Raw genomic sequence first — 25,300 nt, forward strand, 5'->3', positions numbered from 1 at the left:
CTTCAATTTTATTAATTATATTAATGATTGTACTTTACTCTCGCTTGCTTCTTTAAGAGATAACTTTAACTTGTGCACAAAATCGGCATCACTCTGAGCATATGTACTCTCAGCTATGTTGGCACCAATACTTGTTGCACTTCGATAAAGTTGTTTTGATATAACAAATTCCTTTTTTTCATCACAAAGATTAGTTCTCGTAGTCAATCTCGTGGTCTAATTTTTCTACAAACTCATCGAGCACATCCTTGTCCACGTCACCCATCTGATATTCCTTCTCTGCATCCTTGCGGATCTCTGCAATCCAGGCACGACGGGCTCTCACATAGTCTTCACGGATACGCTCACAGGCAGCGGCGTCAAGTTCATCGAGATGGTAATAGTCCAGAATCATCTGGTAGCTCCATGCCCAACGGTAGTCACTGTAGTTGTTGTTGATGTCGGCAAAGCGGTCGAGCACCTGCTGGATGTTATCGATGGCCCCCGTCTTGATGTCGTCGATCAGCCGCTGTTCCTCACTCTCGGGCAGCAGCAGACCGCTCATGTCAATCCACTTGCCCTGCCCTACCGTACTCTCAGGCACACCGATATAACCTTCCTTCTGGGCACGCTTCAGCACGGCACCCATATAGATACGCAGGGCGATATCGTAGTATTTCTGTCCCTTGCGCAACGACGAGGCGTTGATCACGTACTCGTGGAAGTTGTAGGTCGACACATTATCTCCCGACGCCTCACGCAGGGCTTTCAGGATCTTGATACCCTCCATGATCTCTCCCACGGTGAAGGGCGAGAGCCAGTCGAAGTTAATGATACTCTTACGCGACAACTTGGAACGCTTGTCGCGCTTGGGCCATTTCTTGATGTCACGATACAGTCCCACGGTGGTGATGTTACGTCCCGGCACCAGGTAGCACTCGTCGCCATACGCCATCAGATAAGAGAACGGCAGGTTACGGGTGTCAGGATGGTGCATCAGCTTACCGAAGCAGACTGAGAAGGCACCGATGGTGGCGGGCATCAGCACATACGAGCCAGAGGCCGTCTTCGTACCACGCTCCAGGGTACCGTAGTGCAGCGGTCCCATCTTATAGGCATGGTTCGAGAAGTTGGTGTTCGAACCGGCGTTATAGAACGAGAACTCACCGCCAATCAGCAGCGAGCTCTTGTGGTGAGAGGCAGAGAACGGTCCGCAGAAGGCGGCACATGCCTCACCATTGGCCATGAACGAGTTGGCAAAGAACAGGCTGGCCTCGGCTGTGAAACCGTTGGTAATCTGACAGGCCTCACCCACAAAGCAGTCCTGCATCTTCACCGAGTTGTTGATCGAGCAGCCGTCGCAGATAATCGAGTTCTCGCAGATGACACCCGTACCGATGAACACAGGGGCATCGGTCGAGCTCATCACCGTACACTCACTCAGACGGGCAGCGCCACTGATCTCACAGTCGCCCTTGATGATGGTGTTAGTGATATCCTTGGCGTTGATGATCTTCACGTTGTTTCCGATATAGCCACGGTCAGGACGCGACACCCGCAACTCGTCTTCAATCATCTGATGCAGACGCTGCCTCAGTTCCTTGTCGCGCTCATGCTTCACCATCAGCCAGGCCACCTGACTGTTCAGCTCACGGAAGATGGTCACATTACCATCGCCCATCTCGTTGAGCACGGAGATCACACTGCCCTCGCCGTATGTGGCGTCGTCGGTGGTCTCGAGCGTACAGATGTTCGAGATGTAACAGTCGTTACCGATGGTATAGTTGTTGATATAGTTTCCTACTTTCTCTATCAGACAGTCGTTGCCCACGGTGACGTTTCGCAGCGTGGCATCGTTGATGCCCGAGTGCTTCACGAACCCTTTGCTCACCTCCACCATCTTATTGAAGGCGCCCAGTCGGATGTCGCCATAGAAGATCACACGGTGGAAATTATAGGGTTTGAAGTCTTCGTCAACCATCACGCGCTGCCAGTCTTCCGCCCAGCAGACGTTCTTCTCCAGGATTTCAATCTCTGTCGGGGTTAAGTGTCTATAGTTATTCATAATCTTGGTATAAAAAGTCATTATACGGATATTTCTGTACGTGCAACTCACGGACACGTTTGTAGAGCACCTCGCGCAACTGGTCGATGTTCTCTTTCTGCTTGGCGCTTATAAACAGGCACTCCAGGTAATGTCCTGCACTACTTGTCTCCTTGTCTCCCTGTCTCCCTAACTTTCCCATCCACGTTTTCTCAAGATCCTCAAGTGTCAGGTTCTCCTTCGTCATGGGCGTCAGGTCGTCCTCCTCCTTCGGCGTCCAGGTATAGGCGTCGATCTTGTTGAACACCAGTATGACAGGCTTGTCGGCACAGCCCAGCTCCTGCAGAGTCTCCTCCACCACATGAATCTGCTCCTCGAAGTCGGGATGCGAGATGTCCACCACATGCACCAGCAGGTCGGCCTCGCGCACCTCGTCGAGGGTCGACTTGAACGACTCCACCAGGTCGGAGGGCAACTTACGGATGAATCCTACGGTGTCTGCCAACAGGAAGGGCAGGTTATCGATGGTCATCTTACGGACGGTGGTATCGAGCGTAGCGAAGAGCTTGTTCTCTGCAAACACCTCACTCTTAGCCAACAGATTCATCGTGGTACTCTTACCCACGTTAGTATAGCCCACCAGTGCCACACGGATCAGTCGACCGCGGTTCTTGCGCTGGGTGGTCTTCTGCTTGTCGATCTCAGCCAGTCGCTGCTTCAGCAGGGTGATACGCTGCAGGATGATACGACGGTCGAGCTCCAGCTGGGTCTCACCAGGACCGCGAAGACCTACGGAACCCTTTCCGCCACCACTACCTGAGCCGCCGCCCTGACGCTCCAGGTGGGTCCACAGGCGCTGCAGTCGGGGCAGCATATAACGATGCTGGGCGAGCTCCACCTGCGCCTTAGCCTCTGCCGTCTGGGCACGCATGGCGAAGATGTCGAGGATCAGGGATGTACGGTCGAGGATCTTCACCTGCAGTTCCTTCTCTATGTTACGGATCTGCTTGGCACTCAACTCATCGTCGAAGATCACCATACCCACGGGCTGGGGCGCGTTGCTCTCGTCGAGCAGTCCCTCGGCAAAGAGCGAGGCATCCTGAGCGTCCAGCCATTCGTCGTAGGCGTCCTGACACTGTTTGATATATTCCTTGATCTCGAGCAGCTTACCACTGCCCACATACGTTGTCTGACTGGGTCCGCCGACCTTCTGGGTAAAGCGCTTCACGGTCACAGCGCCGGCCGTGTCCGCCAGGAACTCCAGTTCGTCGAGATATTCCTTGGTCTTGGCTTCGTCCTGTTCCTTGGTAATCAGACCTACCAATACCGCAGTCTCCGCCTTCGCTTCTGATATTACAAATTCTTTCATTATTCAAGTACACATGTAAACAAGGAGTTCAAGGAGTTCAAGACATATGTATAGCGGGAGTTCTGCCTATGGAGTAATGTCCTGTCTACATGTCTCCTTGTCTCCATGTCTCCATTTTTCTGCAAAGATAGCGTTTTCTCCGCTCGTTTGAAAAATTTCCGTGTTAATCCGTGTTAATCCGTGCCTAAAAAGAATATTTCATTGTATTTTTGTAGCCAAAATCATAAATAACCAAAAACAATTTCATTATGAGAGTAATCATTCAGAGTGACTATCAGAAAATGTCACAGTGGGCTGCTAACCACGTCATCGAACGTATCAACAGTTTCAACCCCACCCCCGACCACAAATTCGTACTCGGCCTTCCCACGGGTTCTTCTCCCGTCGGCATGTATAATGCTCTCGTCGAGGCCAACCGTGCCGGTAAGGTTTCTTTCAAGAACGTCATCACCTTCAACATGGACGAATATGTAGGTCTTCCCGAGGCTCATCCTGAGAGCTACCACGCTTTCATGGCCCGCAACCTCTTCGATCATATCGACTGCCCGAAGGAGAACATCCACATCCTCAACGGTAATGCGCCCGACCTCATGGAAGAGTGCAAGCATTATGAGGAGATGATCAAGGAAGCCGGCGGCATCGACCTGTTCATCGGCGGTATCGGTCCCGACGGTCATATCGCATTCAACGAGCCAGGCTCTTCGCTGCGCTCAAGAACCCGCATGAAGACCCTCACCACCGACACCCGCATCGCCAACAGCCGTTTCTTCGGCGGCAAGCCCGAGAACGTGCCTGCCCACGCCCTGACAGTCGGTGTAGGTACCGTGATGGATGCCCGCGAGGTGATGATCCTGGTGAACGGTCATGGTAAGGCCCGCGCCATGCAGGCTGCCGTAGAGGGAGCTGTCAACCACATGTGGACCATCTCTGCCCTTCAGATGCACGAGCATGGTATCATCGTCAGCGACGAGGAAGCTGCCGACGAACTCAAGGTCAGCACCTACAAGTATTTCAAGGACATCGAACAGGACAATCTGTTGTAATGTTGTAAATAAAAAATCCCCGCCGATTGGCGGGGATTTTTTATTGTTTCTCCTTATCCAGTTTCTCGTATCTGGGTGAGTTCTCACTCTTGTATTCCGGGACAATCTCTTTCATCTTACGAACCGTCGCGATGTCATCATACTGCTTCGAGATCTCAATCAGTTCGTCAATATCCTTCGCCACCTGTTCATAGTCATACTCACGCACCTTGGCGATACGTATCTTCTCATGGAAGGTAGGCTTTGTCTTCTCCTTGTCGTTGAGCATCTCCTCATAGAGTTTCTCACCGTCGCGCAGACCCGTATACTTGATCTCTACGTTCTTGGCTCCCGAGAGCTTGATCATTCTCGCTGCCAGGTCGGCAATCTTCACCGGACGGCCCATGTCGAACACGAAGATCTCACCGCCGTTACCCTTGGTGCCGGCCTCGAGCACCAGCTTACAGGCCTCGGGGATAAGCATGAAATAACGCACGATACGCTCGTCGGTCACCGTCACAGGACCGCCGTTTCTGATCTGCTCTCTGAACAGGGGTATCACCGAACCGTTCGAGCCCAGCACATTACCGAAACGTGTGGTCACGAACTGCGTGTAGTAATGCTGTTTCTTCGACGAAGAGGACGGCTTCTGCTTCAGCTGCTCGATCTTCAGCATACGGTCGAGCGCCTGGACATAGATCTCACAGATACGCTTCGAACAGCCCATCACGTTCGTGGGGTTCACGGCCTTATCCGTCGATATCATCACGAACTTCTTCACGCCCGACTTCACGCTCAGGTCGGCAATCACCTTCGTACCATAGATATTATTGAGCACGGCCTCGCTGGGGTTGTTCTCCATCATAGGCACATGCTTATAGGCAGCGGCATGGAACACATAGTGGGGCTTGAAGGTCTCGAACACCTGCTCCATACGCGAGCGGTGACAGATGTTCGTCACCAGGGTCTCTGCCTTGACGTTAGGGAACTCCCGTTTCATCATCAGACGGATGTCGTGCTCGGGGGTCTCCGCCTGGTCGATCAGCATCATGGCAGCAGGCTTATATACCGCTATCTGGCGCACCATCTCAGAACCGATGCTACCGGCGGCACCCGTAATCAGGATGCGCTTACCGCACAACAGCTCACCGACCGAGGCCATGTCCACCCTGATCTCATCGCGGGGCAACAGGTCCTCTACCGACACCTCTTTCAACTGATAGCCCTCGTAGTCGTCGTCCGACAGCAGACCGCCATCGGCACGTATCTCCTTGGTTCCCTGCGCCATATAGATACTGACGCCCATACCTATCAGGACGTTCTGCAGCTCCTGGTTCTCACGGAACACATTAGCACGCTGGGGCGACACCAGTACCGCCTCGATATTGTGCGTATAGACAATCTCGCGCATATCCTCGTCAAGACTGTACACGCGCTCTCCCAGCAACCGGTTGTGCTTATAACGGGATGTCGTGGTGATGAAGCCCTTCACGGCGAATCGCCTGGGCCGCTGACTACGGATATTCTTGGCCAGTCCGACAGCATCCGAGGTCACACCGAATATCAGCGCCTTGGTTGCCCGCACGTCGAACGTCGTCAGGTCGTAAAGCGACTTCACCAGTACTCTCACAGCCCACATCAGGAGGGTGGCCAGCAGGAACATCACCAACAGGTGACGCACATGCAGCGGCACGAAGAGCGGCTTGGGCGCATCATACATCAGGAAATGGACGCCGATGGCCAATACCAGTGACAGCGTGTTGGCATAGGCCACACGCTGCAGGTCGATAAACGACGAATAGCGGACGATACCCGCATAGGTATGGAACACGCGCGTGCCCACGACACTCAGCAGCACATAGACCATCAGACTACAGAACACACCATCGATCTGCTGCGACAGGTCAGCCCAGTTGGCAAACATCCAATAGCTGAAAAGACCCGAGAGCATCAGTATCACACCGTCGATGAGGAAGATGCACCAATACGGCAGGGAGTTCTTCCGGAAATACCAGTTGACGATTTTCTTTAGGAATTCCATAGTCTGTCGGGGGGGGATTGTCCTACTTTACTTCGAAGCCAGGTATAATCTTCTTGAATTTTGCGCGGAGCGTCTCAACGGTCTCCCAATCCTCGTTATGATCAGAACTGTAATAGAAATCCTTGGGAACCCATGTTCCTTTGTGATGTTCAAGATACTCCTCTGTCGTATGGTTGAAGGCGACAGAAGGGAGAATCGCATAATACTTACCGATATCGATGGTGTTCATCGCATCTGTCTTGGTGATCATCTCCTCGTGCAGCTTCTCACCCGGACGGATACCCACCTCTACCTGCTTCAGGTTCGGTGCGATGGCAGTGGCCACGTCGGTGATTCTATAAGAAGGGATCTTTGGGATAAACAGTTCACCACCCACATGGTGTCCAAGTGCCCACATCACCAGATCGACACCCTCCTGCAGAGAGATGTTGAAACGTGTCATACGCGGATCGGTGATAGGAAGCTCCGTTGCACCCTCATCGCGCAGCTTGATGAAGAAAGGAATCACCGAACCGCGGCTGCCCATCACGTTACCGTAGCGAACCACCGAGAAGCGGATGTCGCGTGAGCCCTTGATGTTATTGGCAGCAATGAAAAGCTTGTCCGATGTCAGTTTGGTAGCACCATAAAGGCTGTTCGGCGCACAGGCCTTATCTGTTGACAAGGCGACGATGTCCTTCACGCCGCACTCTATCGCAGCGTTAATCACATTGACGGCACCGTTCACGTTGGTCTTGATACATTCACGGGGATTGTACTCGGCAGTATCCACCTGTTTGATGGCTGCGGCATGGATAATCACATCCACGCCGTCGCAGGCGGTCTTCAGGCGCTCGCCATCACGAACGTCACCAATCAGGAAGCGCAGCATCGGATAGTCCTTTGCCGGATACTTCTGCCTCATGTTATATTGCTTCAACTCCCCACGTGAGAAGATAATGATTTTCTTCACGTTAGGATAATCTCTCAGGATTGTTTCAACGAATTTATTACCAAAGGAGCCTGTACCTCCCGTAATCAAAACTGTTTTTCCGTTTAACATATAATCGTTTTCTATTTTTGCCTGCAAAGGTACGAATAAGTGAGTAAAACACAAAATAAATCCGAATTTATTTTTGTTTTCGAGCGGAAGTACCTTCGAGTCGCCCCTCAAAATTAGTGCAAATCGAGCAGAAAACCAAATATTATTTGGGTTTTTTCTCGATGCAGCCTAATTTCGACCTTTTCTAGAAGGTCAAAGGTACGAATAAGTATGATATTTACAAAATACTCCCCTTGATAATATCGACGATGTAGCGTACATCCTCATCGGTGACATACGGTCCCGCAGGGAGACACAGACCGACCTTGAAGATCGCCTCACTGACACCATTGACATAAGCCGGAGCATCCTTATAGACAGGCTGTTTGTGCATGGGTTTCCACACAGGACGGGCTTCGACACCCGCCTGGTCGAGCACCACGCGCATGGCCTCTACATTGTCGTTGGGCTGACAGTCTGTAACGGCTGCAGACGCTTCATGAGTGACACCTGCCGCACCGCCCACAGCACCGGTCACGACGGTCTTATAGGCCTGTTCCTGCCCCTTCACACGCAGCGAAGCATCGAGCGTGATGGTGCAGAGCCAGTAGTTGGAGTCGTAATCACCGTTAGCGGGCTGGGAATGCACTGTGACGCCAGAGACACCGGCCAACAGCTCCTCGTAGAGCTTCTGCACATGCTGATGATGGGCGATATGCTCATTAGCCACCGTCATCTGACCGCGCCCGATACCTGCGCATATATTACTCATACGGTAGTTGTAACCGATTTTCTCATGCTGATAATAAGGGTAGCTCTCACGGTATTGGGTGGCATACATCATCACCTCGCGCCACGCATCGTCATCAGGGGTGATCAGCGCACCGCCACCAGAGGTGGTAATCATCTTATTGCCGTTGAACGACAGCACACCATACCTGCCGAACGTACCCAGCGCCTGCCCCTTATAACGAGAGCCGAAACCCTCTGCGGCATCCTCTATCACGGGGATATCGTAGCGACTGGCAATCTCCATGATACGGTCTATCTGATAGGGCATACCATAGAGTGCCACGGGCACAATGGCCTTCGGCGTCTTTCCGGTCTTGGCGATTCTGTCTTTGATGGCCTCCTCGAGCAGGTCGGGGTCCATGTTCCAGGTATCTTTCTCTGAGTCGACGAACACCGGTGTTGCACCGAGGTAGGTGACGGGATGCGACGACGCACAGAAAGTAAAGCTCTGCACCAGCACCTCATCGCCAGGACCAACGCCGCAGGCAATCAATGCCAGATGCACGGCAGCTGTTCCCGCACTCAGCGCCACCACACGTTTGCTGTTCGTCTTTTCTCCCTTATCGTTCAGAGAGACAAACGTTTCCAAGTCTTTCTCGAAGCCGTTGACATTCGGTCCAAGGGGAACCACCCAGTTAGTGTCAAAAGCCTCTTGAATATATTTTTTTTCCATACCCGACTCACTCATGTGGGCCAAGCACAGATATATTCTTTTATTCATATTCACTAATTTGGCGGCAAAATTAGCGCTTTTTTGACGAAACTCACCAAGAGTTTTATTAATTTATCTAAAATAATTCTTAAAGTTATTATTTTCGTTATTACATGTACTAACCGTTATTCGGAAAAATAATCATAATTTTGCAGGCCCATTCAGTGATGGGCACACGAAACTAAAAATATAATATGAAAAAAAAATTTATCGAAAAAATCTTTAGAATTATTTTCATGTGTATGAGACATGAAAGAGGTCGTTTGACGAGAATCAGCAACACCTGTCACATCAATCGTGGTAAATTAACCGAAAGCGGCATTGCCAGTATGAAAGCCTCGCAGTTAATCATACTCTTCTACGCCATGTGTCTGAACATGACGGAGTCGGAGTTTGAAAAGATGATGAAGGACATTTACCACACCATCGTCGACAAATCGGCAGAGTACGACTTCCTGCTGTTTAGCAACGACAAGAAGACTACAGATGAAACGGAAAATGCTTAAACCCAGAATCCACCTACTTTCATGAGAGAAACAGATTCACTTGTTTTAGAGGAACTCGCCCATGCCGGCGAGGCCTCGGAGATCACACCCGAGCTCTTGAAGCTCGACAGTTGCCGCATCACCTCTGAGAGCAACCTGCCCACGGAGGAGTTTATGATGAGATTCTTCGGGAGACCCTGTTTTCCGAGGAAAGACCTGACCAGCATCACGGGCCCTGCCAAAGGCGGGAAGACCTTCTTATCCTCGATGCTCATGGCCTGTGGCGCCAACACGGCTGAGGACAACCGGAGGATGCTCGAACTGGAACGTGTCGCAGAGCAGCCGCTCAAAGTGATGTGGTATGACACCGAAGAGAGCAAGCAGACCACCAAGCACATCCTCGCCAACAGGGTCTTCCAGATGGCGAAAGGTCAGGATCTCGACCGGCAGTTCTTCGTGTTCAACGTCAGGGCGTTCACATGGCAGGAGCGTCAGGAGGAGCTGCAGGTGGCCATCAGGACCTACCGCCCCGACATCGTCATCATCGACGGTATTGCCGACCTGCTGCCCGACATCAACGACGGTCCGAAGGCCATCGAGCTGATAGAACATTTATTACAACTGGCTGACGACTACAACTGCAACATCACCACCATCATCCACCTGAACCGTACTGGTGAGAAAAGCAACCTCAGGGGGTGGCTCGGCACGGTAATACTCCAGAAGTCGTATGAGGTGTTTGTCTGTGAGAAGGTCTTCGGGACCTCGACGATGTCGGTAGAGCTGTCGACGTCACGAAAGACGAGCCTCGACGAGCGGATGTACTACCAGGTGAACGACAAGGGCATCCCCTACGCAGCCAAGAGACCCGACACCCAGCCCAGGAACGAGAGGGGACAGTTTATGGCGAAAAATACGGACAAGACAGAAGCCTTCAACCCCAACTACCTCATCGACAGCCCCCAGTCGGAACAGGGCTGGGAATGGAACCTGACGAAGCTGTTCGCCGATGCCATGGCAGGCAGGTCGGTGATGGGCTACGACGACCTGAAGAACGCCGTGCAACAGCTGAGCAACATCAAGCAGAAACAGTACTACTACAAAGTGTTCGAAGATGCAGAAAGCAAAGGAATCGTCAAGAAGACCTACGACCGCCACCACCGCATCGTCATCATCATGCCCCCGAGATGAGCTACCCCCCTCTATACATGCCCTCCCCTCTATAAGGAGGGAGGGCTATAGTATGAGGGGTGCTCTACGGGGGCTACCGACCTACTCGTTCAAGGCCATCCGGGAACAGCTCTACCGCGAGTCGTTTACGCTCTACCATCCCGCCTCTATCGTTCAGAAGAGCCTGTCGGTCAACAGTCAGTTCTGCAAGGCGGTGGTCGGCAACGGCTATCTCTCGTTCCTGCAGATGGTGAACGCCACCTGCCGCTATCTCCTCGGGGCCACGAGACAGGGCGGCGTCATCTTCTGGCAGATAGACCATGAGGGGAGGGCTCACGACGGTAAGGTGATGTACTACCGCACCGACTGTCACCGGGATAAGGCGCACAACCCCACCTGGGTTCACACCTTCCTGGAACGGAGGTACCGCGACCACAGCAGGCACCAGGGCACACACTGCCTCTTCGGCCTGCATCTGCTGAGGTCGGCGAGCGGCGACGTGGCCATCGTAGAGGCCGAGAAGACGGCAGTCATCCTGTCGGAGCACTATCCGCAGTACATCTGGCTGGCGACAGGCGGACTGGGTGAGCTGCAGCCCGACAAGCTGCGCCCGCTCAGAGGGCGTAAGGTCGTCCTCTTCCCCGACACCGACCCCGACGGCAAGGCGTTCAGGTCGTGGAGCAACATCGCCAGGGAGGTGATGGACTCGGTGTTCTGGGAGGGCTCGCCGCCCATCCGTGTCAGTCCTATCCTGGAGCAGCATGCCTCCCCGGCCCAGAAGGCGGCGAAGATCGACCTCGCCGACTTCCTTCTGGATGCCAGACTCCCTTGACCTCATGGTATAACTAAAATATCAGTTTCATGGTTAATTACTACGACAAACATCGCTTCATCAGCAAGAAAGAGCTGGCCCGACTGGCTGGTGTCTCCTCGAGAACCTTCTGCCGTTATCTGGCGTCACGCCGACATATCCTCGACGCCATGGGGGTACTGCCCAACGCCCGACTGCTGCCGCCCAAGGCGGTGAAATATATCTGCGAGGACTACTGCATCGACCTGCCGCAGGAGCTGCAGGACCAGCAGGTCACCGACAAGTCGCCGCTCTACAGAAATCTGATCCGTGAGCTCCAGATGAACACGTTCTTCGAGGGGAAATGGGTGCGGATCACGGAGATTCCACACGATTTCTGACTTTTTTCCACGCTAACGCGCCATAACCCGCCAACGCCCCTCGGGAGCGTCGTACCTTTGCAAACGGAAAGGCGAGCGAGTCGGAAGGAAATGCCTCCCAAGGCAGACGGAGACAGTCTCCACAGGTCACGCGAATAGGATCCACGGGTGACGGAGATAATCTCCATAGGGGTACGGATGACGTCTCCATAGGGGTACAGATGCTATCTCCATGAGGCGCAGAGACTATCCGGATAGCTCACAGACGATATCCCGACGACCTACAGGTGACGTTCCTCTGACGCAGACCTTGACAAAACTTATGTTTAACTAAATTCATTTTTCATCATGGCACAGAAATTTATCAAAGCCCAAAACAACAACGCACTGAATGCCGCCTACGGCAAGTTCTTCGCAACAGCCGTCTACGACGAGAACTTCATCGAGACCGACGCGATTGCCGACTACATCCAGCAGCAGTGTTCGATCAAGAAGAGTGACATCATGGCCACACTCCTGGAGCTGGGCGACGCCCTGAAGCACTTCTTCGAAATGGGTCAGAAGGTACGCCTGAAGGGCATCGGCATCTTCAAGGTCGGTTTCTCCAGCATCGGCGTCACCAAGGCAGAGGACTGCAGTGCAGCCACCATCACCAACCGCCGCATCCTGTTCCAGCCCGAGACCACCCGAGTCGTCGTCGGTCAGGAGAAGCGTCGTGACGGTTCCGTGAAGCAGAAGTACGTCGTGGCGAAGTATCTCCTCAAAGACGTCGTCTTCGAAGAGACTCACGAGAACACCCTCCACCCCACTCCCTCCCCTGACGGCGAGTAAAGTCTAGCAGGGCCAAGCCCTGCACGTCTCAACTCACCCAACCCCTTGTTCATTTTCTTTCGTCACCGAAAGAAAACGGAACCAAAAGAAAGGTGCGAAAACGTCCTGAGCTCAGAGGCCGGTTGTCCGATTTTCGTAATCATTCGATGAACTCGCTTCGCTCAAACAGCATCTCATGTCGATTTACTTTCATTGCTTCGCAATTCAAGAATCGAAGAAGATTCCGAAAATAGTACAACCTCTAAAGACCTCTTCGTGCGGAATGTTTTCGAAGAAACATGAAGCACGAGTGCGGCGCTCGGCTTTGCCGCTTGGCTTGTCCAAGAATGTTTTCGAGGATTCATCCGAGGCAACGACAAGCGTTTAGCGTAGTCGGCTAAAGGCACGCCAGACCTTTGATGGTCTGAGCGTACATTAATGAAAGAGCGACAGGAGGAGCGGTTAAGTCTCTTGCCAAAGATTGGCGAGAGATTTAGAGAGTGGTTTGAAGCCCTCTCTTACGGTAAGAGAGGGTTGGGTAAGATGAGAACTGCAGGGTTTCACCCTGCCAAAGAAAAAAAATTAATCCTATAAAAAAAAGTTTTTATGAAGATTTTTAAGAAAAATATTCCCGCCGATAAAATCGGCAATTTTATACTAACAGTAATAACAGCTTTTGTCTCAACCTTCTTTATGCAAAGCTGCGGCCTATGCTAAAGAAGCTAAACCGCCAGGACGTTAAACTCCTGATAGTACATTGCAGTGCCACGCGCTGCGACAGACCGTTCACCACAGAATCGCTGATAGCAACAGGCAAAGCCAAGTTCGGCCAACCCTCCTACCATTACTATATAAGAATGGACGGTGACATTGTGCCGACGCTCCCCGAGAACATCCGCGGGGCACATGCCCGAAACTACAACCGCTATGCCATCGGCATCTGCTATGAGGGCGGTCTCGACGCCAACGGCCAACCCGCCGACACCCGCACCGAGGCACAGAAGGAAGCCATGTTCAACCTCTTGAGCGACCTGCGTGTAGAATACCCCGACGCCCACATCATCGGCCACTGCGAACTCCCCAACCAGCGCGTACCCATAGAGCTCATTCTAGACGCACTGACTCACGACGACAGTCCACTCCGTCAACTCCCCCGCGTTGCCAAGGCCTGTCCCTGCTTCCTCCCCAGCACCTACTACGCCTCCCTCCAACCCCGGAGTCCCCATTGAGTCCCCACTAAAACCAATCATCCCCCAGCCTTTATCACAGCCGGGGGATGATTGATACGTTTTAATGTTTCTACATTAAGGCACTCACTTTCAAAGGCTGTCCTTGATATTTAAACAACTTCTTCAACACACTCTTTATCACGCCATTCTGCAGTTTTAGACACCATTCAACCTACCAGATACTTCACCCCGTTCTCATCCAAGAATTTCTTAATCACATCCACATGCACGCAGAGGCCTAGATGCAAGAACGGATAGTTCGACACCTTCTTTTTCTTGCCTTCAACCATTATTTCTCTGTTGACCTGATCAAATCCTAGAGGAAACGATACTGTAGAAGACTGAAGGCCACAAACCACCCCATCCTTATCAAATAGCGGTCCACCACTTTGGCCTTTTAGCCCTGGAGTACTTATTTCTAAGCCAACAATCTGGCCATTACCGCCAGCAACATGTCTTGTTAGTATACCATCAATGGGGAATAGCGGCGAGTCAGCCTTGCCGGTATTCGTCCATTCTATGTCATCCGTCTGAGCATTGTACCGGAAATTAGTGAATTCCGAATACGGGTATCCCAATCTGCAGAGCGACAATCCCTGCTTCAGTTCTGCCGAATTATCCTTAAATACCGGAAATGAATTACAAAGTATTTGATTAAATCCTTCAAATTTTATAAGAGCCAAATCAGCATAACCACACTCAATGACAGTAAACGCATACATTTGATCTACAATGTTATCAAACGTATTTTTTATCTGAATGGTACAAGGGGCGAGCTTTGAATAGCCATACTTTTGCTCAAGCGCAGCAATAGCTTTTCGTTTCTTGCTGTCCGACATTGCTGGCAGTTCAGCTAGTTCGCTCTTAAACTGTGCATACTTGTTATTAATACCATCGGCAGGTTTAATGAGGCCATCTGTTACATGCTTGCATGTCAACACCCAGCCTTCGTCATTTACAATGATACAAGTTGAACACCCCGTTATAACCTCATTACTACCATAATTACGAAGAATCGATCTAATCGATCTGGTATATTGTGTTGCTGTTTCTATACTTTTTACGAACATATTACCATAATTTTAAAAATTACATGAAAAAACTCTGCTGACCACCCTCAACGGCAGTCAGCTGAGTTATAAAACTACTTTTCTCAAGGATTGGTGCGCCAATTCTTCTTGTAAGCATACACATAAGTGGTATCATCATTACCACCACCAGTATCACCATCCATACCTGCGTCCAGGAAATATTCCTCGACCTCCTGAGCAACGTCTTTACTGTCAGCGGGACACCATATCCATCGATCCAGCTTGTTGTTTACGTTATGCTCGCCAAACAATCTACGATCAATATCATTGGTAATGCCGACATACCATCCAGAATAGTTATCATTACCAATATACTTCTCAAATTCTATAATAATTTCTTTCTTTGTCATAATTTTAAAAAATATAAAAAAAATATTATACCCTCATTCTAAATCAAAACAAAGGTTATTTTTTTGTTAAGAGAAGTAAAAAACCGGTAAATCTCGCAAGGATTTTGTACCTTTGCACCCGATTTAAAATGGCTATTACTCCTTAAGTGACGTTTTCCCTGTCAGGGTCTCACAAAGCTGTTCCTAGAATAGCGATGGAGAAAATGCGGTTCTTTTTATATCTGCTTCGTCATTTTAAATTAATGGTAGCGAGGTTTTCGCAACCTTGTTCATCCAATCCATCGTCTTCTTCTTTCCTTCCGCCAAGATAGTCAGGAGAAGACTATGTAGCCAAGAGTTTCATGACCGCTGCAAAGATATAGCTATTTTTCAGAATAGCCATATTTTATCTGTTAAATTTATGTAAATATCGTATTTTTACTAAATTAATAGGCAATTTTTGCACAATAATCAGCAAAATCACCTACTTAGTTCCTTTAATCTTCATTTTCATCATTATCAGCATGATCATCAGAAGCACCCTCAACATTAGCATTTTGATTAAAGAAGTCAACAGCCCTTTCTATAATCTCAGGCTTAATCATAGGCAGTTGTCCAAACCTGTTATTGGTCGAAAGATACTTTGATAGGCTCAAGTTCTTATGGATATCTTTCAGGCTCAGATTTTCAATCGTCGACACACCATACTTATCTTTCACAGCCAATCTTACCGAATCCCTTCTTACCAATTCCGAACCCAAAAAACTATTATCTTGAGTGGTTATCACAAATTGCCCTAACTGGTCTATTCCCAAGAAAAATTTTAGTATCGCATGTAGTGATGTACGATGAATGCCACTCGAAAAGTCATCCAATATCACCATTCTATTATTCGACACAGCATCTTTAAGCACTACTAACAGTCGCAGTATTTCCAGTGTACCATCACTCTGTTCGTCCAGCGGCAGCGGAATCAACTTACCTGCATGTACTTCATGCATAGTGTTTATGGCATGCTTGGGCATATTCTTCAAAAAAGCAGAAATCATTTCTGGCTTATCCTTGAACATATCCAATATTTCCTGAGGAAGTTCCGGCTTTACATCATATACTTCATAATCACGGATATTTGTATCCACAGATTCTAATATATCCAATATCACCTTCTTAAATGGTCTCTGCTCTTCTTGCTTTCCATCGGGCAAACTATCTAGAAGATTAATTCTATCAAGATCAACAAAGCGAAACCCTTTTCTAAGATAACCCGCAATTTCATTAAGAATTGGGTTCTCTATATTTTTAGTCGCTACATAACTAAGTATCGAACTATTATATAGCACATCGCGCCTTATAATATCCCTATCCGACGATGACAATGCCAGTTTCCTGTTATCATCCAAAGTAACAGTATAATCCTCTTCAATGCTTCTACATAACAATGTTAAACTCGACTGTGCCTTCAGTAGTTCTATTTTTTCCTCAACTATTACGTTCTCATTCCACCTTAGAGTATATCTGTACCTTGATTCACCGATGTTAAATACAGCATTCACCATCGAAGGTCTTGTCAAACATCCCTCATCAAAAGCAAACGGATGGTAAGGTATCTTATCCGTTTTCTCCTTATTTGAGTGCAATAAAATTCCTCGGAATATATAAAAGCTCCTTAGGAATTTCGACTTACCAGCTCCGTTGTTACCATATATATATACTTGCTTAAGTATATTCTGCTTGTTTACAGTAGTAAAACCACAATACTGTTCATCAGAAACACGATTTCGCTCTTTACCCGCCAAAAACGATAAAGTAGTGTTATTTTTAAAGCAAAATACATTTTCTACTGTAATACTTTCAAGCATAGTAATAACTCCATTTATTTATTTTTGTGTGCAAATATAGTACAAATATTAAAAATACGCAAGAAATTGCGTAATTTTTCTCAATTAACGCGCGATTTTTATGTGTTTTCGTTCAATTTCATTCAAATCTTTACAAAAAAGCGCTGATTAGTATCATACTAACCTGCGCTTTTATCAAACATCACTTTCCTATCTCTCCTCTCTCCCCCATCGGCACCACCACACCTGCCATCACAGCTATGAAGATACTCATCAGCGTTTCCGCAAGCACACATTCAGTTTGAGCGTCACCAAACCTGATAATCGATTTTGCCGCAATCAGCAGTCTCTTTAGATTATTGAATATAATCATGTCGTCAATCGACATTGATGTTGAGCGCACTATATCTGCAGAAATTGTTGCTACCGTACGTCTTCCAATGTCGCTTTTTCAGCAAATAATATCTATACTATCTTAGATTTTTTGAAATATCTATTATTTTAGCCATTCAGGCATAAGCTATAATACACATATGAGGGGGGGGGGCAAAAAGAGACCGAGTCAATACATAGTCCTTCGAGGATTGGCATCTGGTAGACCAACTCACTCCACGGGGACGCCCTGTTGCTAAAAAATCGCTCGGTGATTAAACCGAGCGGTGGAACACTTGTTCAAACACATCTGTCTCTCGTTTGGCTATACCCAGGCGAGAGGCTATCGATCTCCAATGCTTTACACCTTCTTTCACTTCAGAAATGATGTTCTGTGCATCTTTCTTGCCAATCATATATTCTTCAGAAGAATCAAGTAAGACTTGCAGGTCCGCATAGTTTACTATTTCTTCGAGGCGCGTTCACGATGTTTGAGAGCGAGGTCCTGCAAGGCACGACCCATCTCATCTTTCTGTGCCAGCAGCAGGATATCATCATCAAGTTGAAGCGCATAAAGCACACGGAGATAGATACCCATAGCGACTGTCGGGGCACCTTTCTCTATTCGTGCCACAGTCAGCGGAGAGCATGTCGCACGTTCCGCAATCTGCGCCACACTTAGATTCCTTCGCAGGCGTGCAAGCTTTATCTGTTCGCCCACCGTCTGCATCTTCTGTTCCAGTTTACGGGGCAGTTTTGTACCCATTGTTGTTTTACCCATAATAATCACAACACTTAATTATGTGTGCAAATATAATGGTTTTTATTTATTTTATGATAAGTTACGGAAAGAATATTGCCATAACTTATCATTATTTAACATTTCCCGTTAATACAAGGGTACAACCACCGAGCGGGGTTATGGGGTTAGGAATAGAAGGCTTTGTACCATTCGGCGAAGTGGCGGAGGCCGGTGCGCAGGGGGGTGCTGGGCTTGAAGGCGAAGTCGCGTTCAAGGGCGGTGGTGTCGGCATAGGTGGTGGGGACGTCGCCGGGTTGCATGGGGACGAGCTGTTTGTGGGCCTCGAAGTCGTAATCCTCGGGGAGCACCTTGGCGCGGATCAGTTCCTGCTGGAGGATGTCAACAAAGTCCAGCAGGTTCTCGGGCTGGTTGTTGCCGATGTTATACACAGCATAGGGCGGCAGGGGGAGTCCGTCGTCGCCTGTCTGTTTTGACGGTGCTCCCTGCATGACACGTACCACGCCCTCGACGATGTCGTCGACATAGGTGAAGTCGCGCATGCAGTTGCCGAAGTTGAAGATCTGGATGGTCTCGCCACGACGGAGCTTGTCGGTGAAGCCGAAGTAAGCCATGTCGGGGCGGCCTGCGGGGCCATAGACCGTGAAGAAGCGCAAGCCCGTGGAGGGGATGTTGTAGAGCTTCGAATAGGCATGGGCCATCAGTTCGTTGCTTTTCTTGGTGGCAGCATAGAGCGACACGGGGTTATCGACCTTGTCATCGGTAGCGTACGGCACTTTCTTGTTCGTACCGTACACGCTCGACGACGAGGCATATACCAGGTGTTCGACAGGCCAGTTGCGACAAGCCTCGAGGATGTTATAGAAACCTATCAGATTGCTCTGGATATAGGCATCGGGATTGGTGATCGAGTATCTGACACCCGCCTGTGCGGCGAGGTTCACCACGACGGCAGGCTTATACTGTTCGAAGAGGCCGTCTATCGTCGTCTTGTCGGCTATATCTCCCTTGACGAAGTGGTAGTCCGTGCCCTCCGGCACCAGGCCGTCGAGCTCATCCAGGCGCCACTGCTTCAGTGCCACATCGTAGTAACTGTTCATATTATCGATATTGACAATCGTAGCCCCCTGCACGTCTTTGAACAGGCGCTTGATGAGGTTAGAGCCGATGAAGCCAGCTCCACCGGTTACCAATATCGTCTTTCCATTCAGGTTGATTCTATCCATATGATTCAAATTGTCTGCAAAAGTAGCACAAATCGCGTAAAATACAAAATAATATTTGGATATTTTAAAAAAATACGCTATCTTTGCACAAGAATATACAAAACATGAAAGAAGTCAACCAAGACTGGCCATGCGAATCTTGAGAAGAAAAAGGCAGCTCCTCGAATATATACGCTTCTTAGAGCATAGAGCATATTCCTTCTGCCATTTCACGACAAGAGGGAACCGCATGCTCGAGAAGTTATCCCCACGATTAGACACCGCCAACCTGAGGATGGCGGTATATACCTGCATTGTCGGTCATTATGACAGGCTGATCGAACCTCGGATCGCAGAACCCGGGATTGATTATTACGTGTTTACCGACATCGACATCCCCGCAGGCTCTGTATGGAAGAAAATTGACATCACCCAGTTCGACGAGTACCACGAGTTCTCTCCTACCCAGCTGAACAGGAGAATCAAGATGCTGCCGTTCATCTACCTTCCCGACTACGACTATTCCGTATATGTCGATGGCAACATTGAGATAGAGGGAGCCGTCACCCCCGTCGTTGCAGAAATGGGAGACTGCCCGTTCGGTACACATTATCACCGCACGAGAGACTGCGTCTATGTAGAGAAGGTGCGCGTCAACTATCTCAGGAAGGCCGACAAGGAGACTGTCGACAAGCAGACAGCCGCCTATCGGGAGGCAGGCTTCCCCCGTCACTATGGTCTGTATGAGAACAGCATACTCATCAGGAGCCACCGTGATGAGAGTGTCCGCCATCTGATGGAGGCCTGGTGGGAGGAATACATGCGCTACCCCACCCGCGACCAGCTCAGTCTGCCGTACCTCATCTGGAAGACAGGCTACGACAAATCGAGCATCCATATCATTGGTACGAACATAGACCGAAACCCTAACTTCAAGAGAACGCATTCTCACATAACAGCCAAACCGTCATGAAGCCTATCATCAGTGTCATCGTCCCAGTCTATCAAGTCGAGGCATACCTTCCACACTGCCTTGACAGTCTGTGCAGACAGAGTCTGCCAGATATCGAGCTCATCCTTGTCGACGACGCCTCGCCAGACAGGTGTGGTGCCATCTGCGAAGAATACGCCGCGAAAGACTCGCGCATCAGGGTGTTTCATCAACCGGAGAACCGAGGCCTTTCCGCCGCACGTAACCTGGCTATCAGGAATGCCGCCGGCGACTACCTGATGTTTGTCGACGGCGACGACTGGGTCCACGAGGACTTCTGTAAGGCCGCATACGAATGTGCGCAGCAGCACCATGCCGACTTAGTGATGTTCAACTACGTCCATGTCAGGAAGGGAGAAAAAGGAGACGCGAGCCAGCGTAAGGCCTTCAGATCGTTTACCGAGGGATGCAAGACCAAAGAGGAGTCGCTCGACATGATGCTCGCTGACGGAGGTAATGCCGCATGGAACAAGCTCTATCGGAAAGAGCTGTTCAAGGATGTCACCTACCCCGAAGGCTTCCTGTATGAGGACACCGGCGCCACCTACAAGCTGGTGTTCAAAGCCACCCGTTTCTATTTCCTCGACCAGGTGCTGTATTACCAGAACATCCGTCCCGACAGCATCACGACATCAAAGGTGACCCAAAAGGTATTGGACGACAGAGCCACTCTGAACATACAGCGCTATCGCGACCTCACGTCATGGGGCTTCCGCTCAGAGATGCTTGAGTACCGTTTCCTGAGTTTTGCGATGTGGTATTGTATGCATCAGAAAAGAGACATGTCAAACCCAGACTATATCTATCTGTCCCGTGCCCTTCGCTCGTGCAGACAGGTACCACAGGCGTTCACTTCCAAGAAGAGGTACGCCCTCTGGCTGTTCAAGCACTGTCCATGGCTAATCGATTTGTTCTACACCATAAAAGGGAGGGAGGTCATATGAAATATGTATTCCTAGACGACCACTACGATCAGGGGCATTTCCTGATGAGCGACCTTGAGAATCACCAAGACTGCAAGGTGATCTATAAAGACCGGCTACACCAGAATGCCATTATCAATGCGTTCTGTTGCTCACATATTATCAGAAAGATCAAGAAAAGGCTGAGAATGCCTTTCAGAGAGAGAGCCTATCATGCCATTCTCCACAGATACTGTGATGCCGACACCCAGGCCATCTTCATGACCACAGGCTGGTATTGCGACATGCTCATAGGCTATATCAGGATGAAATATCCACATATCAGACTGGTGATGCTGATACGTGACACCGTAAAAGGCAACGCAGACAGGAACAAGGAATTCGAGATAGGGAAGATCAAACGGCTGTTCGACCTTGTCATCAGTTACGACAATGTCCACGACGTGCCAGTCTACGGACTGACCTACGCCCCGGTCTATATGTCGAAGACAGACAGTCTTGACATGAGTTCGCTGACATGCAAATACGACATCACCTTTATCGGTGCTGCCAAGGACAGGCTCGACCTCATCCACCGCATCTATCAGAACTGCACGGCCCATGGTCTCAAAACCTTTTTCTACATCTTCCGTGTCAGGAGATCCAAGCGGCTTTCCCACAGTGGCATCATCTACTCGAAGAGATACCTGAAAAGACTGATGTTCCTGGAAAAAGAGCTGGAGGCGAATTGCATCATGGAGATACTGAAAGGCGACGCCCATTCCAACACGACACGTTTCTGGGAGGCCGTCATCTACAACAAGAAGTTCTACACCAACTGGAAAGGCATCGTCGACTCCCCCTACTACAATCCCAAGTACATCAAGGTATTCGATAACCCCGACGATTTAGATTACGACTTCATCAGAGAGCGTATTGATGTTGATTACAACTACCAAGGAGAGTTGTCACCCCTTAAATATATAGACCTGTTTAAACAACTGTTTTAAATTAAAATGAATAGAAACACTACTGAAAACAACCCCATTCAGATTACAGCATGTCTTGACAAAGATTTCGTCCTGACCACGGGCGTGATGATGTGCTCCATATGCGTTAACCATCCCGATGTCGGCATTGACTTTCACCTTATTTGTGACGAGAGCGTAACGGAGAACGACAGGAAAGACCTGGAAGAAACCGTTCTCAAATACCCTGGAAAAAGAACTATCTTCTACAATATCGACAGCCAGTTAAGTAACAAGTTCCCCTGTCGGAAAGGACTTATCACACGAGCCACCTACTACCGGCTGTTTCTGACAGAGATCCTCCCCCCGTCGGTCAACAAAGTCATCTATATAGATGGAGACTGTGTCATACGGCACTCTCTTCTACCACTTTGGAATACCGACATCACCGATTATGCAGTAGGAGCCTGCATAGACGGTCTGGAGGGCGTGACCAGTTTCTATGAGCGCCTTGGATATCCTCGTGAAGAAAGCTACTTTAATGCCGGAGTGATGTTTATCAATCTGGATTATTGGCGCCGCCACCATGTGCTCGAACAATCTATGGACATTCTTAATAACCATCGGGACAAGATATTCCTCGAGGATCAGGATGTCATGAATATGTTATTTCATGACAGAAAGATAACCCTTCCCCTCAAATACAACCTCCAGGCGGGTCTTCTTTGGAAAGACCGTCTTTGGGATTATCAGAAATACGAGGAGCAATTTAAAGACGCGCTGGAAGACCCCGTCATTATCCATTATACGACGATCGGTAAACCCTGGTACAGAACTTCTCCCTACCAACGCCATCCATTTAACAGCTCATTCTACAAATATCAGAACATGACGAAATGGAATAACGTCCGCATTGAGAATCGCCCTATGATTAAAAGAATAAGAAACTTCATAGGAGACATCCTCAGGCGAATAAACATCAGGCAACTGGAACCATCACGATTTATAGATGTTAATCCTGTAGATTAGCTGATATACTTCTTTATTCTCCTGACAAGTTCAAGATTGGCTTCAGAGAACTTCCTGGCCCACAGATACGGGCTGTTGACAAGTTCTCTGAAGTCATCGTCCTGCCAGACATAAGGTTCTCCCCTATCCCAGTCGATATATCTGCAGCAGCGTGCACGCTCATCGTCCGGATTATAGACCCTGTCCATATACTTATTCTCATACAGGAAGGTCTGTAGGAACATCTCATCAGGTATAAACACATGCCTATAGCGCTTCAATATCCGTTCTTTCTGGTTTACCAGTTCCTCAGCCAGCGACTTCGTGATACTAAACCATTGCGAGCCTGTTCTCAGATTCTCCAATGGCGAGATACAATGAATATGCAACATTCTTTGTAGACGAACGCACTGGCCGTTCACCCTCATGAGGAATCCAGACCTCTCACCCGGTCTTCCCGGTACAAACGGGCGCCATATTGTTCTTTTCACCAATGTGTCATGGTCGTGAGTCTTTGAGAAGTCCACGAACTCCTTTCCCCGGTTTTCCTCAAAGAAGCGCTGTATATATGACTGGCTCTTGATGGGGAAGTCGACACCCGACAAGAGGTGGATGTAATCATAATCCCCCTTCACAGCCTCAGTCAGCAGGTTCATGGTAGCCTCAACGATACTAATATGCCCCCACCTCACTTTGACCCTGTTTTTCAGGAAACAAACCTTCGAATACCTCATGCCCTCCAGAAAGGCCGCCTCATCATACTGAACTTTCAAGTCCATGTGGACATAGATATCATTATCCGGTGAATCAAGAGCCGTCAGCAGCTCTTTCAGCAGATGAAAACTGCCATGGGCCAGAATCAGGTAAGAGAACTTCATCATATCAGCTATTTTTACAAGTCCATCATAAGCATCTTCTCCACGATCTGATGCATATCATAATACTTGTATTCCGCCAATCGGCCTACAAACATCACATGGTCCAGGCGGTCGGCCTCCGCCTTGTACTGCGCATACCGTTCTCCGTTCCTGGCATCATTCACAGGGTAATACGGTTCCATCCCCAACTGCCACTCCTGCGAATACTCCTTCGTGATGACAGTCTTGGGCTGTGTTCCAAACTCGAAGTACTTATGCTCCACGATGCGGGTATAAGGATGGTCGTGGTCTGTAAAGTTCACGGCGATATTCCCCTGATAGCTCTCCTGATCAAGCACCTCCTCTTCGAAGCGCAGGCTGCGGTATTCCAAGGGGCCGTGCTTATAATCAAAGAACTCATCAATCGGACCGGTATAGACCATCTTCTCCGCTATGCCGTCATACGCCTCTCTCTGTCTGTTGTAGTCGACACCCAGTCTGACCTCGACGCCATCAAGCAGTTTCTCAATGATCCTGTTATAGCCGCCAACGGGTATGCCCTGATAACAGTCATTAAAATAATTATTATCATAGCGATAGCGAACAGGCAGGCGTTTGATGATAAACGACGGCAGGTCTTTGCAGTCCCTTCCCCACTGTTTCTCCGTATATCCTTTGATCAGTTTCTCATAGACCTCACGCCCTACCAGTGAGATGGCCTGCTCCTCCAGGTTACGAGGCTCGCCAGTCACCTCCTTGCGCTGCTCCTCAATCTTAGCCTTCGCTTCTGCGGGTGTCTTTGTCCCCCAGAGCTCATAGAACGTATTCATATTGAAGGGCAGATGATAAAGCTGTCCTTTGTATGATGCCAAGGGACAATAGCGGAAGTGGTTAAAAGGCACCAGCGTGTTCACGAAATCCCATACCATCTTATTGGAAGTATGGAAAATATGTGGGCCATACTTATGCACATTGATATCCTCTATCTTCTCACAATAGAGGTTACCTCCTATATGCGGGCGCTTGTCAATCACCAGAACAGACTTGCCCGCCTGCTTCAGCCGATAAGCCATCATAGAGCCGGCCAGTCCCGCTCCGACTATCAGGTAATCATATTCCAAGTCCTTATTCATCT

At 49.3% G+C, this 25,300-nt stretch carries 26 protein-coding genes; 11 read left to right on the top strand and 15 right to left on the bottom strand.

Translation table 11 applies throughout. The features are described 5' to 3' along the window. Nucleotides 1-15 precede the first annotated feature (15 nt). From T325_RS12500 to hflX, 3 genes are read right to left on the bottom strand one after another with little or no spacing between them, the layout of a single operon-like run. The gene (locus tag T325_RS12500) at nucleotides 16-207 is read right to left on the bottom strand and encodes a four helix bundle protein (RefSeq protein ID WP_081910988.1); all 192 of its coding nucleotides are present in this window, start codon (nucleotides 205-207) and stop codon (nucleotides 16-18) included. After that, on the bottom strand, nucleotides 191-2,044 hold the full coding sequence (locus T325_RS00620; RefSeq protein WP_051949659.1) for a DUF4954 family protein: 1,854 nt from the start codon (nucleotides 2,042-2,044) through the stop codon (nucleotides 191-193). Before T325_RS00620 ends, T325_RS12500 begins: the two co-directional genes overlap by 17 nt. Then, a complete protein-coding gene (hflX, locus tag T325_RS00625; RefSeq protein WP_036909554.1) occupies nucleotides 2,037-3,392 on the bottom strand; it encodes a GTPase HflX in 1,356 nt (451 codons plus the stop codon). The genes T325_RS00620 and hflX overlap by 8 nt, the downstream gene beginning before the upstream one ends. A gap of 248 nt (nucleotides 3,393-3,640) precedes the next feature. Here hflX and nagB point away from each other — a divergent pair, with 248 nt between their 5' ends. After that, a complete protein-coding gene (nagB, locus tag T325_RS00630; protein ID WP_036909556.1) occupies nucleotides 3,641-4,435 on the top strand; it encodes a glucosamine-6-phosphate deaminase in 795 nt (264 codons plus the stop codon). A gap of 40 nt (nucleotides 4,436-4,475) precedes the next feature. Here nagB and T325_RS00635 read toward each other — a convergent pair whose 3' ends face one another. From T325_RS00635 to T325_RS00645, 3 genes are all read right to left on the bottom strand, one after another. Next, nucleotides 4,476-6,455 (bottom strand): polysaccharide biosynthesis protein, encoded by a 1,980-nt coding sequence (locus T325_RS00635; RefSeq protein ID WP_036909557.1) that lies wholly within the window; start codon nucleotides 6,453-6,455, stop codon nucleotides 4,476-4,478. Nucleotides 6,456-6,477: 22 nt separating this feature from the next. Next, complete coding sequence (gene pseB / locus T325_RS00640) at nucleotides 6,478-7,497, bottom strand: UDP-N-acetylglucosamine 4,6-dehydratase (inverting) (RefSeq protein ID WP_036909559.1); 1,020 nt, start codon at nucleotides 7,495-7,497, stop codon at nucleotides 6,478-6,480. A gap of 217 nt (nucleotides 7,498-7,714) precedes the next feature. Beyond that, nucleotides 7,715-8,989, bottom strand: a complete 1,275-nt coding sequence (locus T325_RS00645) for a DegT/DnrJ/EryC1/StrS family aminotransferase (protein WP_036909560.1) — start codon at nucleotides 8,987-8,989, stop codon at nucleotides 7,715-7,717. 233 nt (nucleotides 8,990-9,222) lie between these two features. Between T325_RS00645 and T325_RS00650 the strand changes: the two genes are divergently transcribed. The 6 genes from T325_RS00650 to T325_RS00675 all read left to right on the top strand — a co-directional run bounded on the left by T325_RS00650 (nucleotide 9,223) and on the right by T325_RS00675 (nucleotide 13,844). After that, nucleotides 9,223-9,486: a hypothetical protein gene (locus T325_RS00650; RefSeq protein WP_036909562.1), complete on the top strand. Its 264-nt coding sequence runs from the start codon at nucleotides 9,223-9,225 to the stop codon at nucleotides 9,484-9,486. Nucleotides 9,487-9,582: 96 nt separating this feature from the next. Then, nucleotides 9,583-10,656: an AAA family ATPase gene (locus T325_RS00655; protein WP_197051288.1), complete on the top strand. Its 1,074-nt coding sequence runs from the start codon at nucleotides 9,583-9,585 to the stop codon at nucleotides 10,654-10,656. Between the two features lie 52 nt (nucleotides 10,657-10,708). Continuing rightward, complete coding sequence (locus T325_RS00660; RefSeq protein ID WP_051949618.1) at nucleotides 10,709-11,467, top strand: DUF6371 domain-containing protein; 759 nt, start codon at nucleotides 10,709-10,711, stop codon at nucleotides 11,465-11,467. Nucleotides 11,468-11,496: 29 nt separating this feature from the next. Further along, nucleotides 11,497-11,826 carry a hypothetical protein gene (locus T325_RS00665; RefSeq protein ID WP_036909565.1) on the top strand — a complete coding sequence of 110 codons (330 nt, stop codon included), beginning with the start codon at nucleotides 11,497-11,499 and terminating at the stop codon, nucleotides 11,824-11,826. 327 nt (nucleotides 11,827-12,153) lie between these two features. Continuing rightward, nucleotides 12,154-12,636 carry an HU family DNA-binding protein gene (locus T325_RS00670; protein WP_036909566.1) on the top strand — a complete coding sequence of 161 codons (483 nt, stop codon included), beginning with the start codon at nucleotides 12,154-12,156 and terminating at the stop codon, nucleotides 12,634-12,636. 689 nt (nucleotides 12,637-13,325) lie between these two features. Next, nucleotides 13,326-13,844, top strand: a complete 519-nt coding sequence (locus tag T325_RS00675) for an N-acetylmuramoyl-L-alanine amidase (protein ID WP_036909567.1) — start codon at nucleotides 13,326-13,328, stop codon at nucleotides 13,842-13,844. Nucleotides 13,845-14,011: 167 nt separating this feature from the next. Here the strand turns inward: T325_RS00675 and T325_RS00680 are convergent, their stop codons facing one another. The 7 genes from T325_RS00680 to T325_RS00705 form a co-directional block, all read right to left on the bottom strand. Continuing rightward, nucleotides 14,012-14,914 carry a S1 family peptidase gene (locus T325_RS00680; protein ID WP_036909569.1) on the bottom strand — a complete coding sequence of 301 codons (903 nt, stop codon included), beginning with the start codon at nucleotides 14,912-14,914 and terminating at the stop codon, nucleotides 14,012-14,014. Nucleotides 14,915-14,997: 83 nt separating this feature from the next. Continuing rightward, nucleotides 14,998-15,285 (bottom strand): hypothetical protein, encoded by a 288-nt coding sequence (locus T325_RS00685; RefSeq protein WP_036909571.1) that lies wholly within the window; start codon nucleotides 15,283-15,285, stop codon nucleotides 14,998-15,000. A gap of 476 nt (nucleotides 15,286-15,761) precedes the next feature. Continuing rightward, a complete protein-coding gene (locus tag T325_RS00690) occupies nucleotides 15,762-17,123 on the bottom strand; it encodes an AAA family ATPase (protein WP_051949619.1) in 1,362 nt (453 codons plus the stop codon). A 181-nt stretch (nucleotides 17,124-17,304) separates the two neighbouring features. After that, entirely contained in the window at nucleotides 17,305-17,490 is a 186-nt protein-coding gene (locus tag T325_RS00695; protein ID WP_036909572.1) for a hypothetical protein, read from the bottom strand. Between the two features lie 259 nt (nucleotides 17,491-17,749). Further along, a complete protein-coding gene (locus tag T325_RS12650) occupies nucleotides 17,750-17,890 on the bottom strand; it encodes a hypothetical protein (RefSeq protein WP_156097610.1) in 141 nt (46 codons plus the stop codon). Nucleotides 17,891-17,937: 47 nt separating this feature from the next. Next, nucleotides 17,938-18,255 (bottom strand): helix-turn-helix domain-containing protein, encoded by a 318-nt coding sequence (locus T325_RS00700; RefSeq protein ID WP_036909573.1) that lies wholly within the window; start codon nucleotides 18,253-18,255, stop codon nucleotides 17,938-17,940. A gap of 146 nt (nucleotides 18,256-18,401) precedes the next feature. Then, entirely contained in the window at nucleotides 18,402-19,460 is a 1,059-nt protein-coding gene (locus T325_RS00705; protein WP_036909575.1) for an NAD-dependent epimerase/dehydratase family protein, read from the bottom strand. A 229-nt stretch (nucleotides 19,461-19,689) separates the two neighbouring features. Here T325_RS00705 and T325_RS00710 point away from each other — a divergent pair, with 229 nt between their 5' ends. The 4 genes from T325_RS00710 to T325_RS12265 are packed head-to-tail and all read left to right on the top strand — an operon-like array spanning nucleotide 19,690 to nucleotide 23,329. Beyond that, nucleotides 19,690-20,412, top strand: a complete 723-nt coding sequence (locus T325_RS00710) for a glycosyltransferase domain-containing protein (protein ID WP_197051289.1) — start codon at nucleotides 19,690-19,692, stop codon at nucleotides 20,410-20,412. Next, the gene (locus tag T325_RS00715; protein WP_051949621.1) at nucleotides 20,409-21,374 is read left to right on the top strand and encodes a glycosyltransferase family 2 protein; all 966 of its coding nucleotides are present in this window, start codon (nucleotides 20,409-20,411) and stop codon (nucleotides 21,372-21,374) included. The genes T325_RS00710 and T325_RS00715 overlap by 4 nt, the downstream gene beginning before the upstream one ends. After that, nucleotides 21,371-22,342 carry a WaaS/CpsH family glycosyltransferase gene (locus T325_RS00720; RefSeq protein ID WP_036909576.1) on the top strand — a complete coding sequence of 324 codons (972 nt, stop codon included), beginning with the start codon at nucleotides 21,371-21,373 and terminating at the stop codon, nucleotides 22,340-22,342. The genes T325_RS00715 and T325_RS00720 overlap by 4 nt, the downstream gene beginning before the upstream one ends. A 6-nt stretch (nucleotides 22,343-22,348) precedes the next feature. Beyond that, a complete protein-coding gene (locus T325_RS12265) occupies nucleotides 22,349-23,329 on the top strand; it encodes a glycosyltransferase family 8 protein (protein WP_051949622.1) in 981 nt (326 codons plus the stop codon). Here the strand turns inward: T325_RS12265 and T325_RS00730 are convergent. Both T325_RS00730 and glf read right to left on the bottom strand, forming a co-directional pair. Further along, on the bottom strand, nucleotides 23,326-24,189 hold the full coding sequence (locus tag T325_RS00730) for a beta-1,6-N-acetylglucosaminyltransferase (protein WP_081910990.1): 864 nt from the start codon (nucleotides 24,187-24,189) through the stop codon (nucleotides 23,326-23,328). The genes T325_RS12265 and T325_RS00730 overlap by 4 nt on opposite strands. A gap of 11 nt (nucleotides 24,190-24,200) precedes the next feature. Further along, a complete protein-coding gene (glf, locus tag T325_RS00735) occupies nucleotides 24,201-25,298 on the bottom strand; it encodes a UDP-galactopyranose mutase (protein ID WP_036909579.1) in 1,098 nt (365 codons plus the stop codon). Nucleotides 25,299-25,300 lie beyond the last annotated feature (2 nt).

Source organism: Prevotella sp. FD3004, from assembly GCF_000746155.1.
Taxonomy (GTDB): domain Bacteria; phylum Bacteroidota; class Bacteroidia; order Bacteroidales; family Bacteroidaceae; genus Prevotella.

Coding starts and splice junctions, on each gene's coding strand:
- T325_RS00675 (WP_036909567.1), top strand. CDS start 13,326: ATGCTAAAGAAGCTAAACCGCCAGGACGTTAAACTCCTGATAGTACAT.
- T325_RS00635 (WP_036909557.1), bottom strand. CDS start 6,455: ATGGAATTCCTAAAGAAAATCGTCAACTGGTATTTCCGGAAGAACTCC.
- T325_RS00665 (WP_036909565.1), top strand. CDS start 11,497: ATGGTTAATTACTACGACAAACATCGCTTCATCAGCAAGAAAGAGCTG.
- T325_RS00645 (WP_036909560.1), bottom strand. CDS start 8,989: ATGAATAAAAGAATATATCTGTGCTTGGCCCACATGAGTGAGTCGGGT.
- T325_RS00695 (WP_036909572.1), bottom strand. CDS start 17,490: ATGTCGATTGACGACATGATTATATTCAATAATCTAAAGAGACTGCTG.
- T325_RS00720 (WP_036909576.1), top strand. CDS start 21,371: ATGAAATATGTATTCCTAGACGACCACTACGATCAGGGGCATTTCCTG.
- T325_RS00680 (WP_036909569.1), bottom strand. CDS start 14,914: ATGTTCGTAAAAAGTATAGAAACAGCAACACAATATACCAGATCGATT.
- T325_RS00730 (WP_081910990.1), bottom strand. CDS start 24,189: ATGATGAAGTTCTCTTACCTGATTCTGGCCCATGGCAGTTTTCATCTG.
- T325_RS12265 (WP_051949622.1), top strand. CDS start 22,349: ATGAATAGAAACACTACTGAAAACAACCCCATTCAGATTACAGCATGT.
- nagB (WP_036909556.1), top strand. CDS start 3,641: ATGAGAGTAATCATTCAGAGTGACTATCAGAAAATGTCACAGTGGGCT.
- T325_RS00650 (WP_036909562.1), top strand. CDS start 9,223: ATGAGACATGAAAGAGGTCGTTTGACGAGAATCAGCAACACCTGTCAC.
- T325_RS00715 (WP_051949621.1), top strand. CDS start 20,409: ATGAAGCCTATCATCAGTGTCATCGTCCCAGTCTATCAAGTCGAGGCA.
- T325_RS00700 (WP_036909573.1), bottom strand. CDS start 18,255: ATGGGTAAAACAACAATGGGTACAAAACTGCCCCGTAAACTGGAACAG.
- T325_RS00670 (WP_036909566.1), top strand. CDS start 12,154: ATGGCACAGAAATTTATCAAAGCCCAAAACAACAACGCACTGAATGCC.
- T325_RS00690 (WP_051949619.1), bottom strand. CDS start 17,123: ATGCTTGAAAGTATTACAGTAGAAAATGTATTTTGCTTTAAAAATAAC.
- T325_RS00620 (WP_051949659.1), bottom strand. CDS start 2,044: ATGAATAACTATAGACACTTAACCCCGACAGAGATTGAAATCCTGGAG.
- hflX (WP_036909554.1), bottom strand. CDS start 3,392: ATGAAAGAATTTGTAATATCAGAAGCGAAGGCGGAGACTGCGGTATTG.
- T325_RS00705 (WP_036909575.1), bottom strand. CDS start 19,460: ATGGATAGAATCAACCTGAATGGAAAGACGATATTGGTAACCGGTGGA.
- T325_RS00660 (WP_051949618.1), top strand. CDS start 10,709: ATGAGGGGTGCTCTACGGGGGCTACCGACCTACTCGTTCAAGGCCATC.
- T325_RS12650 (WP_156097610.1), bottom strand. CDS start 17,890: ATGATTGGCAAGAAAGATGCACAGAACATCATTTCTGAAGTGAAAGAA.
- glf (WP_036909579.1), bottom strand. CDS start 25,298: ATGAATAAGGACTTGGAATATGATTACCTGATAGTCGGAGCGGGACTG.
- pseB (WP_036909559.1), bottom strand. CDS start 7,497: ATGTTAAACGGAAAAACAGTTTTGATTACGGGAGGTACAGGCTCCTTT.
- T325_RS00710 (WP_197051289.1), top strand. CDS start 19,690: ATGCTCGAGAAGTTATCCCCACGATTAGACACCGCCAACCTGAGGATG.
- T325_RS00685 (WP_036909571.1), bottom strand. CDS start 15,285: ATGACAAAGAAAGAAATTATTATAGAATTTGAGAAGTATATTGGTAAT.